At 45.3% G+C, this 12,825-nt stretch carries 10 protein-coding genes; 7 read left to right on the top strand and 3 right to left on the bottom strand.

All coding sequences use genetic code 11. The features are described from left to right. From BO18_RS05060 to BO18_RS05035, 6 genes are all read left to right on the top strand, one after another. On the top strand, positions 1-663 hold the full coding sequence (locus BO18_RS05060; protein ID WP_330379415.1) for a methionine ABC transporter permease: 663 nt from the start codon (positions 1-3) through the stop codon (positions 661-663). Positions 664-679: 16 nt separating this feature from the next. Next, the gene (locus BO18_RS05055; protein ID WP_034444167.1) at positions 680-1,396 is read left to right on the top strand and encodes a sulfite exporter TauE/SafE family protein; all 717 of its coding nucleotides are present in this window, start codon (positions 680-682) and stop codon (positions 1,394-1,396) included. 178 nt (positions 1,397-1,574) lie between these two features. Then, a complete protein-coding gene (locus BO18_RS05050; protein WP_242856515.1) occupies positions 1,575-2,624 on the top strand; it encodes an FAD:protein FMN transferase in 1,050 nt (349 codons plus the stop codon). Positions 2,625-2,693: 69 nt separating this feature from the next. After that, positions 2,694-3,728 carry a M42 family metallopeptidase gene (locus tag BO18_RS05045; protein WP_034444163.1) on the top strand — a complete coding sequence of 345 codons (1,035 nt, stop codon included), beginning with the start codon at positions 2,694-2,696 and terminating at the stop codon, positions 3,726-3,728. A gap of 143 nt (positions 3,729-3,871) precedes the next feature. Next, positions 3,872-4,966, top strand: a complete 1,095-nt coding sequence (locus BO18_RS05040; RefSeq protein ID WP_034444161.1) for a radical SAM protein — start codon at positions 3,872-3,874, stop codon at positions 4,964-4,966. A gap of 115 nt (positions 4,967-5,081) precedes the next feature. Next, a complete protein-coding gene (locus BO18_RS05035; RefSeq protein ID WP_034444158.1) occupies positions 5,082-6,299 on the top strand; it encodes an iron-containing alcohol dehydrogenase in 1,218 nt (405 codons plus the stop codon). 72 nt (positions 6,300-6,371) lie between these two features. Here BO18_RS05035 and BO18_RS05030 read toward each other — a convergent pair whose 3' ends face one another. Further along, entirely contained in the window at positions 6,372-7,898 is a 1,527-nt protein-coding gene (locus tag BO18_RS05030; protein ID WP_066738210.1) for a carbohydrate-binding domain-containing protein, read from the bottom strand. A gap of 93 nt (positions 7,899-7,991) precedes the next feature. On the opposite strand from BO18_RS05030, the gene BO18_RS05025 reads away from it, so the two are divergent. Continuing rightward, positions 7,992-9,665, top strand: a complete 1,674-nt coding sequence (locus BO18_RS05025; RefSeq protein WP_034444156.1) for a spermidine synthase — start codon at positions 7,992-7,994, stop codon at positions 9,663-9,665. A 63-nt stretch (positions 9,666-9,728) separates the two neighbouring features. Here BO18_RS05025 and BO18_RS05020 read toward each other — a convergent pair whose 3' ends face one another. Next, complete coding sequence (locus tag BO18_RS05020) at positions 9,729-10,736, bottom strand: substrate-binding domain-containing protein (protein WP_034444153.1); 1,008 nt, start codon at positions 10,734-10,736, stop codon at positions 9,729-9,731. 13 nt (positions 10,737-10,749) lie between these two features. Further along, the gene (locus BO18_RS05015) at positions 10,750-12,726 is read right to left on the bottom strand and encodes a methyl-accepting chemotaxis protein (RefSeq protein ID WP_034444150.1); all 1,977 of its coding nucleotides are present in this window, start codon (positions 12,724-12,726) and stop codon (positions 10,750-10,752) included. Positions 12,727-12,825: the final 99 nt, after the last annotated feature.

Genomic DNA, 12,825 nt, shown 5'->3' with positions numbered 1-12,825 from the left:
ATGTCTGGAGTTTTATCAAATGCCGGAATGACGGCAATAGTAATGAAAGCCTTTTGGCAGACACTTTACATGGTGTTTTGGTCAACACTTTTTTCAGTAATATTGGGATTTATCCCTGCAGTTATACTGACACTTACAGCACCTGACGGACTTAAGCCAAATAAGATCGTATACGAGATCCTGAGCTTTATTGTCAACGTGTTCAGAAGTTTTCCTTTCATCATTCTGCTTGTTATCCTGATTCCATTTACAAGAATGATCGTTGGAAAATCCATCGGAACAACTGCTTCTATCGTACCTCTTACAGTGTCAGCGATTCCTTACATTGCGAGAGTTTTTGAAACATCTCTTCGTGAGACTAACCCCGGAGTTATTGAGGCGGCAAGATCCTTTGGTGCTTCCAACTTCCAGATTCTCATGAGAGTTTACGTTAAGGAGTCCATTCCAAGAATGCTCAATGGCGTTGTACTTCTTGTTATTTCATTGATCGGATATTCTGCAATGGCAGGAACCGTTGGTGGCGGCGGTGTTGGTGATATTGCTATCCGTTACGGTTACCAGCAGTATAAGACCGAGTACCTCATCGTATGTTCTGCAGTTCTTATCCTCTTCGTTCAGCTTATCCAGATGCTGGGCAATCATATGTACAAGAAGATGAGCTGAGTTATTTAGGATTTTTATGGTTATATGGATCATTGCCACATTCGTGGCGTTCTTTGTCAAAGGTTTATGTGGATTCGCCAATACCCTGGTATTTACATCGATACTGGGGTTTGGCGTTAACAACGTCAATATTTCACCAGTTGAACTGGTTCTAGGATTCCCCAGTAATATCATAATGACATGGAAAAACAGGAAAGGACTAAATCCTCGGATTTATCTTCCTCTTATTGTTGTGCTTCTTATAGGAAGTATCCCCGGAGCTATTCTTCTTAAGAACGTGGATGCACGGCTTATTAAGGTACTGTTCGGAGCCGTTGTGGTTCTTGTGGGGATTGAGATGATGTTTCGCGAGTACGGAAAAGAGCTAGTCAGAGATTCCAAGCCCGTAATGGCTCTTGTTGGTATCGTAGGAGGCTTGATGTGTGGACTTTTTGGTGTGGGGGTTCTGATGGCAGCCTGTGTCAGCAGACTTACAAAGACCAGCTCCGAATTCAAGGCCAATCTAAGCCTAATCTTCATCGTAGATAATCTGGTCCGGATGGTAACCTACACACTGTTTGGAATTATTACCTTTGAATCCCTTAAGCTCTCAATATTCCTTATGCCGATAATGCTTCTTGGTGTTTTCACTGGCATTAAGAGCGCAAGTCTCCTTGATGAAGGCAAAGTCAAAAAGCTTGTAATCGTTCTTTTGATAATATCAGGCATCGCCCTCATGATTAAAAATCTTTGATGGGACTTACAAAGTGACATACGTTAGACGGAGAAAAAGAAATTTCGTTACAAACTTTTTGAAAAATTTTTTTGTAATACCAAATCATGTTAATAATAGCATAACTATGGGATTTTGATATAATAGGTCTATGTGTAAAAGTACGGAAGGGGCAAGAAATACCAAAGAAAAGATGTTGATGAAACTGGGGAGACGCGCAACAAACAAGGCCATTTGCGGCGCTGTGATGGCGGCAATTATTTCTGTGTCTATTGAGCTTGTGGGCTGCGGACTTTCTCAGGAGAAGATCTACACCTCCAGCATTTTTGCCATGGATACCATAATGGAGCTGCAGATTGCAGGCCGGGAGGATTATACGCCTCAGGCAGAGGAGACCATAAGGAATATTGAAAAGAGCCTTTCCGTAACGGATCCGGAGTCCCAGATAGCAAAGCTAAATTCCAACGGGGAAACTGACGTGGATACGCAGGTTTCGGACATAATGACCAGGGCCCTTGATGTATGCAAAAGAACTGATGGCCAGCTGGACGTTACAATCTACCCGGTACTTAAGGCCTGGGGATTCACCACAGGAGATTATAGGGTTCCGACGGAGGATGAGCTTCATGGACTGCTGGGAAATGTGGATTATAAGCAGGTGCAGGCTCGGGCTGATCATTTATCTATTCCGGACGGTTTCCAGGTGGATCTTGGAAGCGTGGCAAAGGGTTACACCGGAAGCTACGTGGCAGATGGGCTTCGAGAGCTTGGAGTTACCAGTGCTCTTTTGAATCTTGGCGGAAATGTGCAGTGTATTGGAGTGAAGCCAAACGGAGATAAATGGAAGGTGGCGGTAAAGAGTCCTTTTCCAGACTCTGCAACAGGAATGCTTGGAGTAGTTTCAGCTGACGATGTGGCCATTATCACTTCCGGAGGATATGAGAGATACTTTGAAGAGGATGGAGAGATTTATTGGCACATCCTGGATCCAAGGACCGGAAAGCCGGCCAGAAGCGGACTTGCCTCTGTGACTATAATAGGTAAGGATGGTCTGTTATGTGACGGTCTGTCCACAGCTCTTTTCATAAAGGGGCTGGATGAGGCAGTGGAGTTCTGGAAGGCATCGGATGATTTCGAAGCAGTGCTTGTGACTGAGGATGGAGAAGTCTATGTGACGGAAGGTGTCGCGAAGGATTTTACGCTGACGGCTGAGTACAGCAATGCACCGCTGCATGTGGTCAGCAGGTGACAAGACCTGACGCAAGAAAATATGGATAATTTGGGCCAACAGCCCATTAGATATATGGAGGATTTATAAATGAGTAACACATTCAACGAGGAGAGATACCTTAAGGAGCTGGAGAAGGAGATGTCCATCGATTCTGTGACAGGACAGTACCATGAGCTCCAGGATTATCTTAAGAAGGAAGTGGAGGATATGGGCTTTGCAACGAAGGAGCTCCACAAGGGAGGACTTCTGATCGAGGCAGGCGGAGAGGGAAATCCTCTTCTTATTACAGCCCATGGCGATACAATCGGAATGATGGTTCGTCACATCAACGATGACGGAACTGTTAAGGTTTACAAGGTTGGCGGACTTTATGCATATCATACAGAGCGCGAAAATGTGCGCATTCACACAAGATCTGGAAAGGTCATCACCGGCTGCGTTCAGAGAAAGAACGCTTCCGTTCATGTCACCGAGGATGAGCTGAATAAGGAAGTTGCTAATTTTGACGTCAACTCATTTGTGGTTTTAGATGAGGATGTTCATAGTGCTGATGACGTTAGAAAGCTTGGAATCGAGGTTGGAGACTATGTTGCCATGGATCCAAGATTTACTGTTGCTAACGGCTACATCAAGTCTCACTTTATTGATGACAAGGCTCTTGTGGCAGTGCTGATGGAGCTTCTTCACGACATAAAGGATGGAAAGGTTACCCTTAACAGAAAGGTTTATCTGTACATCTCTTTCTATGAGGAGATCGGTCATGGCGGATCAATGATCCCTGAGGATGTTAAGGATTTCCTTGCAGTAGATATCGCCTGCATCGGACCTGAGCAGACCAGCACAGAGAGAAAGGTGTCCATCTTCTGTCAGGACAGCCGCTTCCCATACAACCTTGATATGAGAAGAGAACTTGAGGACAGTGCAAAGAAGGCAAACGCTGACTATGTGCTCGACAGCTTTACTCCTCACTACGGAACAGACGCAGATCCTGCACTGGTAGCAGGTTTCGATATTCGCCACGGCGCAATCGGACCAGGCGTTCGCGCAAGCCACGGCTACGAGCGTACTCACATTGATGCCATCAAGGCTACATACAAGCTTCTTGCTGAATACGTTGGATAAATGACAGGGACCGGATAAATACCGGTCCCTTTTCAGAATTTATGTCTTGAATAATTCCTGAAGGAGAGTTATTATATAAAAAAGATTTTAAACAATTCAATAGCATGTAACACATTGATGATTTCAAAAAAGGTATAGGAATAATGAGTAAGGATTTTAACATTCAGGAATACATGACGCACGGAGTCGAAAGGGTAGTTTCAGACGCTATAAAGGCCACTCTCAAGAACCCGAAAGAGAGCGCTTATATGGCGAAGTTTGCGCTGGCAACAAAAGCTGCATCCAGGAAAAGAGCTAAATTGGAAAAAGAGGGTGAGCATATCCCTCCGTTTCTGATTGCAAGTATAACCAGTAGCTGTAATCTTCACTGTGCAGGCTGTTATTCAAGATGCAACAATGCTACAGAAGATACTGCGCCTGTAAGCCAGCTGACTGATGATGAATGGCTGAAGGTGTTTGATGAGGCTGATGATCTGGGAGTGAGCTTCATCCTTCTTGCCGGAGGAGAGCCACTTCTTCGAAAAGGCGTCATCGAAGCTGCAGGCAAGAAACAGAACATCCTGTTTCCTATTTTTACCAACGGAACATACATGGCTGATAAGTATTTTGATATGTTTGATGAAAATAGGAATCTTATCCCAATCATGAGTATTGAGGGTGAAAAGGAAGCGACAGACACAAGACGAGGCGAGGGTGTCTATGACAAGCTTGTTTCAAATATGGATGAGTTGCAGCGACGAGGCCTTATCTATGGTGCTTCAGTGACTGTGACAACTGAAAATCTTAAGGACGTATCCTCAGAAGATTTTATCGGGAAACTTTCCGACAAAGGTTGTAAAGCAGTGATCTTTGTGGAGTTTGTGCCCGTAACAGACGACTCAAAGCACCTGGCTCCCGGAGATGAGGAAAGAGAGTACCTGAGAAAAGAGATAATGAGGCTGAGACAGGAACATCCTGAAATAGTGTTTGTGTCTTTTCCCGGTGATGAGAAGAGCTCAGGAGGATGTATTGCAGCAGGCAGAGGATTCTTCCATATCAACTCACATGGCGGAGCTGAGCCTTGCCCATTTTCACCATATTCAGATATAAATGTTAAGGACACATCTTTAAGGGAAGCCATGAACTCAAGATTGTTCAAAGCATTGCAAAAAGAAGGAGTGCTTATGGATGATCATGATGGCGGATGCGTGCTGTATGAAAAGAGACATGAAGTAGAGGCAATTCTGGGAAGTGCCTGAAAATATTATTGTCTGAAAATAGCGGTTATTGTATAGACCTTTCTTTGTGAAATTGATATAATAATAGACGGTTACGTTATTATTTTAACAATTTTATAAAGGAGGGTTTTTTCTTATGTCACGTTTCACACTACCGAGGGATGTCTACCACGGAAAGGGCGCTCTTGAGGCACTTAAGACTCTTGAGGGCAAAAGAGCTATCGTATGTGTTGGGGGAAGCTCAATGAAGAAAGGGGGATTCCTTCAGAAGGTAGAGGATTACCTTAAGGAAGCCGGTATGGAAGTTGAACTGTTTGAGGGTATCGAGCCTGATCCTTCAGTTGAGACTGTAATGAAGGGTGCAGAGGCAATGCAGAAGTTCCAGCCTGACTGGATCGTTGCTATTGGTGGTGGTTCACCTATCGATGCTGCTAAAGCTATGTGGATCAAGTATGAGTATCCTGAGACCACCTTCGAAGATATGTGTAAGGTATTTGGCCTTCCTAAGCTTCGTACAAAGGCTCATTTCTGCGCAATTCCTTCTACATCAGGAACAGCTACTGAGGTTACAGCATTCTCTATCATCACTGATTATCAGAAAGGCATCAAGTATCCTATAGCTGATTTCGAGATCACTCCTGATGTTGCTATCGTTGATCCTGAGCTTACACACACAATGCCTGTTAAGCTTGTTGCTCACACAGGAATGGACGCTATGACTCATGCGATTGAGGCTTATGTTTCAACAGCTAACTGTGACTACACAGATGGTCTTGCTATCCACGCTATCGAAATGATCCAGGCTAATCTGGTTAAGTCCTATAACGGAGATATGGAAGCAAGAGATTCAATGCACAATGCTCAGTGCCTTGCAGGAATGGCATTTTCTAATGCTCTTCTTGGAATCGTTCACTCAATGGCACACAAGACCGGTGCTGTTTTTGCTGATAAGGGCGCGCACATCATCCACGGTGCAGCTAATGCAATGTATCTTCCTAAGGTTATCGCATTCAACGCAAAGGATGAGACAGCTAAGAAGCGCTACGGCGTAATCGCTGACTACATGCACCTTGGCGGATCAAACGATGATGAGAAGGTAGAGCTTCTTATCAAGTATCTGCGCAAGATGAATGATGATCTCAACATCCCTCACTGCATCCAGCACTATGGTGCAGATGGACTTCCTGCAGAGCAGGGCTTCGTAGCAGAGGATGTATTCCTTGAGAGACTCCATGACATTGCAGCAAATGCAATCCTTGATGCCTGCACAGGTTCAAATCCTCGTCAGCCTAGCCAGGAGGAGATGGAGAAACTCCTTAAGTGCTGTTACTACGATACAGAAGTAGATTTCTAATTTAAATGAAAAAGCCACGGGGCGAGTTAAAAATATCACGTCCCCGTGGCTTATATTTATGCTGGTGTCAAATCAGTGCTGTCCTTTACCACCCTGAGGTCTGCCCTGCATCTGGCCGTTACCTACATTTCCTCCGTCAGGAGGTGTGGACATCTGTCCATTTGAACCATCTGGAGCCTGACCATCAGGCATCTGTGGCATCTGACCATCGGTGCCGTCAGGGGCTTGACCACTAGGAGCTCCGTTCTGGTCACCACCGAAGCCGCCCTGTCCGTTCTGGCCATTCTGGCCTCCGGGGCCACCACCAAAGCCGCCCATACCACCACCAAACTGGTTGGTGAGTTCTGTAATTTCTTCTCCGTTAAAAGTGACTGTTCCACCATTAAGCTGTGCTTCTCCATCCCAGTCAAAAGCTGAGTTTCCTGTCACGCTGATGGTTCCGCCATTGATGATGATATCTCCGTTGGAGTCAAATCCGTCTGTGTCTCCACTTCCCATTTCCACAGTGATATCGCCGCCATTTACCTCGATGCATACGTCATAAGCAGAGCTCTTTGTAGAAGCGTTAATTCCATCGTCACTGGCAGAGACGTTGATGATGCCGTCATTGATCTGGATGAAAGTACCTTCCATGCCCTCAACTGCTGTAATGTCAATGGTTCCGCCATCTATCATGAGAACAGTAGTAGCCTGGATTCCGTCATCTCCTGCTTCTATATCAAAGGAACCGCCTGAAATATATACGAATCCCACTGTGTCATCATCGGAATTCTCGCTGTGTATTGCATCCTTGGAACTGTTGATCTTGAAGGTTCCATCGCTGATCCTGATGGAGTCATTAGCTTCTATCGCATCTTCAGAAGAAGTAATATCATATGTTCCTCCTGTAATCTTCAGGTCATCCTTACAGCTTATTCCATTGGCAGTTGAAGAAATAGTAAGACTACCTTTTCCGTTCAGCACAAGATCATCCTTTGAGAAGATCACAGCATCAGTGTTAGTTGTGCCATCTGCGGTAAAGGTTCCAGTCACCTTCAAAGTGTTGTCAGAATCTGTGGTTGTGACAAATACCTTGTCAGCGCTCTTAACATAAATAGCAGGTGAATCAGTATTTGTAATATTTACGCCATCAAGCACGATCTGTACTTTCTCGGTATCAGCTACTTCCACGATTATGGACACATCGCTGGCTGTTCCACTTATAACGTAGACACCCTCTGAAGTGATGTTTACATCTTCGCCGTCACTCAGTGTGATATTTGTTGCATCTGTCAGATCCGCTTCCTGCTCAAGATCTCTTTCCGTAAACATGTCTGCTGTGTCGAGTAACTGAGTTGGCTCCCCGGGTGTTCCTGATACTGAGGTACTGGATTCACCTCCCATCTGCATCTGACCATCTCCTGCAGGTCCCTGGCCCTGATCCTGTCCCGGATTTCCTGCTTCATTCACATCACTTGAATTACTGCTTTCAGTTGTATCCTGTCCGATTGTGGTACTCAGCACTGAAGTCACATCCTCGGATGAACATGCTGTAAGTCCGAGAGTAGCAGTGATCACAGCTGTCATAATCGCTACAGTTATCTTATTTTTCTTTATCATTTGTATTTCCTCACTTTCGGATTGTGTGTTATTCTGATTACTGGACTCATTATGTCAGTTCAACCTAAATTTTACTTAAAGGAAAAAATATTTATGGAAAAGAAAAAAATCCTGGAAAACAAGCTGTTCCTGTACATGACGGAATTCTTCGCAGGAATGTCGGTGATGGCTGTGGAGCTTGGCGCAAGCAGACTCCTGGCCCCATACTTCAGTTCTTCACAGATTGTTTGGACCATCATAATAGGAACAATTATGATTGCCATGGCACTTGGCAATATCTACGGCGGAAGAAAGGCTGATAAAGATCCTGATCCGGGTAAACTCTATGTGCGAATTCTCATAGCTGCCATCTGGATCGCTCTTATCCCTGTTCTTGGTAAGTACATTATTATAGGAATATCTGCGATTCTGATAATTGCCGTCAACAGCAACTTCCTTGTGATCGCAGCTTTTGCAGCATGCATGGTGGTCTTCGTATTCCCTCTTTTCCTTCTGGGAACCGTAACCCCCAGCCTTGCCAAATACACCACGGATTCACTGGATGACAACGGAAAGATCATTGGAACCCTTGGGGCCTTTAACACCATCGGAAGCATCATCGGAACCTTTGTTCCAACCTTCGTAACTATCCCGGCTGTGGGAACTGCCATCACCTTCCTGATCTTTGCAGGAATACTGATAGCTCTTTCCATAGTGTACTTTGTAAGTCCCACTGAGTCCGGAAAAAAATCCCTGGCCAAGGGTGACATGAAGAGGATCATAGCTGGTGTCCTCATCTTCATCCTGTGCGTTGTCTTTGGCCACAGCACCAGCTTTGCTTTTTGGGAAAAGAACCTTACCTTTGAGGGAGAGTCGGTTTACAACTACCTTCAGGTCAAGGAAGATGACCGGAGCGTGATCCTATCAACCAACGTGCTCTTCGGAGTTCAGTCAATCCTCATGAAGGACAGCGCCCTGACAGGTATGTACTACGACTACGCCATGGCTGCACCTTATATGGCAGGCATCAAGGAAAAAGAGCTGTCGGGGGATGATCTGAATCTCCTGATACTGGGCATGGGTTCAGGCACATACGCAACACAGCTTTCCAGATATTTTGATAACATTCAGATAGAGGGAGTTGAGATAGATGACAAGATCACTGATCTTGCCCATAAGTATTTTGAACTTCCGGAAGAAACCAAGGTAACTACCTACGACGGCAGAGCTTATCTGGCGGCCATCGACGGACTTTACGATGTCATCATGGTTGACGCTTATCAAGACATCACCATTCCTTTCCAGATGTCCTCAGTAGAGTTCTTTTCTATGGTAAAAGAGCATTTGGCTCCCGGAGGTGTAATGGTGGTAAACATGAACATGTACACCGATGAAGACGGAGACGGGGCATTACAGGCAACTTCAGAGGAAGCCAGCATCAACACCTATCTTGCAGATACCATCAGCTCAGTCTTTGATAACGTAGTTACCGTCAAAGTCCCTGGCGCCACCAACAGAGAGCTCTTTGCCAGCGATTCATCAGACTTTATTGAAAGACTTGATTCCAACATAGCCATGGAAGAAAATGAGACACTGAAAGCTATGATGCAAAGAGTGGAAGACACCTACGTTCCCTACGTCAGCACCGGACATCTCATGACAGATGACAAGGCTCCTGTAGAGCTTTTGGGTATGAAACAGATCGACCTCATCATCAAGGACGAGGTTTCCTATTACAGAAATATCTATGAGACCAAAGGTCTTAAAGGACTACTTGAACTTCTATAAAAATAAGCCACGGGGACGTGTTATTTTAACTCGCCCCGTGGCTTTTTAAGTGGTCTTATGATCTTAGTTGATGGAAGCTGCGTTGCTCTTGTCTACAGGAGCAAATGGTACCCAGACGAACTTCTTGTCTTCGGAGACACCTTCTACGCTGCTGAGGTCGCCGCCCTTACCGAGGACTGCTGCGGCCTGAACTGCTGCTGCACCCTGGCCCTTGGCATCCTGGAGAACGGTGAAGGCCATCTCGCCTGCAAGGATTGATGCGCAGCCATCTGCTGTGGCATCTACGCCTGTTACAGGAATCTTGGTGTAATCAAGACCAAAATCCTTGAGCCCTTCCACAGCTCCGAGAGCCATGGTGTCGTTGTTGCAGAAGATCGCATCGACGCTCTGGCCGGTCTTCATGAAGATTGCAAATTTCTCTCTTGCCTCAACGTCTGACCAGTTGGCACTGTCAACGAATACATAATTGGCGTTGCAACCACCATCCTTAAGAGCCTTCTTAACGGATGCTGTTCTTGCTATTGTAGCTGAGTGTCCGGCTTCACCCTGGAAGATGATTACGTTAAGACTCTTGGGATTACCAAGCTTTTGAAGAACATATTCACCCTGATATCTTCCGGCATCACTTTCATTTGATCCTACATATATATATTTGTTGGCAGTCAGATGCTCATCTGCTGGCTGGTTATTTACATAGATGATTGGAAGTCCGTTGGAAGCCACATTCATCTGAAGAGCAGTACTGCCGTCAGCAGGTCTTAAGATGATGGCATCGTATCCGGCTGCCTTAGCTCCTGCAACCTGGTTTGCTTCAAACTCTACACTTCCTCCGGTTTCAACATAGTCCAGAGTAACGCCCTGCTGGGAAGCAGCAGCCTTGATAGCTTCTGCCAAAGTATTTCTGAAGGTGTCGTTTACGTCAGGGATAAGGAACAGGATCTTGGCACCTGCTCCACTTGCTCCACCTGAGCCTTTGGAGGATGAAGCACCACAGCCCATGATGGTGGTGCACATCAAAATACCTACCAGAATACATCCGATGATTCTTTTAAATGATTTATTCTTAAGCATATTTTTGGCCTCCTCAAATCTTAAACTTCTGAACATAGGATGTAAGGGTCTGGCTTGTTCCCGCAAGCTCGTGGGAGTTGTCTGCCACATCCTGGCTGCTCTTTGTAATGTTGTTGGCCATTTCAACCATGTTCTCAGATGTTGCAAGGATCTCATCAGCACTGGCTGCCTGCTCCTCGGAAATGGCTGCCACGTTGGTAGCAACGTCATCAACCTTCTGAACATCTTCGATCATAGCCTCAATAAGTCCATTGGATTCCTGAATATTGTTATAGATCTGATCAAAGGTTCCAACAGCCACATTGATGAGCTCGCTGTTCTCGCGGATACTGTCGGCACTGGCATTGGCCTGACCTACAGCATCTCCGATAAGTCTTCTGACCTCATCGATAAGGCTTGAGATACTGTTAGCACTCTCAGCAGAAGTCTGGGCAAGCTTTGCAATCTGGGTAGCAACAACTGCGAAGCCCTTACCTGCTTCACCTGCTCTAGCGGCTTCAATGCTGGCATTAAGTGAAAGAAGGTTTGTCTCTTCAGCAATCTCACTGATCATGCCAACGATATTTGTGATCTCTTCAGAAGCAGAACCAACCTTGTTAATGGAATCAACCAGTCGCTCATTGGCATCGGAGATACCATCCATAGCTACGCTGAGTCTTTCCATGTCATCACGTCCCTTCTGGGAGATGACTACAGTATCCTTCATGCTCTCATGAGCCTTGTCGGAATTATCTCTTGTATCAGCAACAACCTGAGCAAGAGTCGTTGCGTTGGCTGCAATATCATTAACCGCTGTTGCCAGCTGGTCAACGGTCTCATTCAGCTGCTTCATGGCCTCAGCCTGTGACTGTGAAGCTTCGAACATTGTCTTAGATACTCTGTCACTGTTATCAGACTCTTCCTGGAGCTTATCGGACTCCTGGCTGATATGTGAGAGCATGTTTCTCATGGAGGCTACAAACTCTGTAACCTTGCTGCCCATAACTCCTATCTCGTCATTGCTGGAGTGATCAACTTCAATAGTGAAGTCACCCTCTGACATGGCTGTGATATTTTCTGAGATATGTCCAAGAGGAGCAACAACTTTCTTAACAACATAGAGGATAAGGAGAATGATCAGTATGATGGCAACTGCGCCAACAGCAAACAGGATCATTCCCATCTGATTAACGGAGCTAAGGATCAGGCTAGTAGGAATATATGAAACTAAAACCCAGTCAGTTCCGGCAATTTTTGCGAAAGTGACCATGTTTTTGTTGATCTCTTTGCTGGAATAATCCTCGTTAGCGATGCTCTGTGCAGCTCCTGCAAGAAGGGGGTCACTGCTGGAGGTAGACAGGGTCGTATTAACTATATTAAAATCTCTGTGAGCAAGAATCTTGAAATCATTTGTATCAACCAGGAATGAACTTGCATCCTGCATCTTTACACCTGAATTTACGATGATGCTTATCTTGTTAAGAGAAACATCGGCGCCCATGACCTTGATTCCATCCTGGCCGTCGTTTAAGATACCGGTAGCACTGATAACGGTCTCGCCGGAATCATTTGTGTAGGCAGTACCATAGGCCATGTCCACGCGGGTAATACCCTGTTTGTACCAGGTGCTTCCAAGGACATCGCCTTCAGCCATGGCTGAGTCAGTGGCTTTAAATAACTTTCCGTCTGAGGTTCCGATATAGAAACCATTTGGCGAATTGCTATTATAGCCATAGAAAGTATCCAGAATCTGCACAAGTTCAGTGTCATCTGGTTTTTGGGCTTCAACCATATGTTTTACAGTGCCGAAGTACTTGAGGTTTTCGCTCAGCCAGGCCTCAATATTATCAGCCTGGTTGGAGATGGATGACTCCAGGGTCTCTGTGGCCATTTCAGACATTCTGTTTTTGGAAATAGAAGCCGCAATGGTAACAAGCACAAGAACAGTAACTACTACTACAGGGATGATGTAGGTCAGCAGTTTAGAGCTGATGGTTCTGGTTTTTTTCATATTCTTTGCTCTCCTATTTGCGAAAATAAGCTCAAAAAACAGCTTTATTGTGTCAATAATTATAGCATTTCAGACTAGTTGTTTACACTTTTACGATAT

It is taken from the genome of Butyrivibrio sp. AE2032, assembly GCF_000702965.1.
This window is presented reverse-complemented; position numbering and strand designations above follow the sequence as displayed.

Bases quoted from the DNA above. Each gene is read 5' to 3' on its own strand.
- BO18_RS05060 (WP_330379415.1), top strand. From the start codon at position 1: ATGTCTGGAGTTTTATCAAATGCCGGAATGACGGCAATAGTAATGAAA.
- BO18_RS05055 (WP_034444167.1), top strand. From the start codon at position 680: ATGGTTATATGGATCATTGCCACATTCGTGGCGTTCTTTGTCAAAGGT.
- BO18_RS05050 (WP_242856515.1), top strand. From the start codon at position 1,575: ATGAAACTGGGGAGACGCGCAACAAACAAGGCCATTTGCGGCGCTGTG.
- BO18_RS05045 (WP_034444163.1), top strand. From the start codon at position 2,694: ATGAGTAACACATTCAACGAGGAGAGATACCTTAAGGAGCTGGAGAAG.
- BO18_RS05040 (WP_034444161.1), top strand. From the start codon at position 3,872: ATGAGTAAGGATTTTAACATTCAGGAATACATGACGCACGGAGTCGAA.
- BO18_RS05035 (WP_034444158.1), top strand. From the start codon at position 5,082: ATGTCACGTTTCACACTACCGAGGGATGTCTACCACGGAAAGGGCGCT.
- BO18_RS05030 (WP_066738210.1), bottom strand. From the start codon at position 7,898: ATGATAAAGAAAAATAAGATAACTGTAGCGATTATGACAGCTGTGATC.
- BO18_RS05025 (WP_034444156.1), top strand. From the start codon at position 7,992: ATGGAAAAGAAAAAAATCCTGGAAAACAAGCTGTTCCTGTACATGACG.
- BO18_RS05020 (WP_034444153.1), bottom strand. From the start codon at position 10,736: ATGCTTAAGAATAAATCATTTAAAAGAATCATCGGATGTATTCTGGTA.
- BO18_RS05015 (WP_034444150.1), bottom strand. From the start codon at position 12,726: ATGAAAAAAACCAGAACCATCAGCTCTAAACTGCTGACCTACATCATC.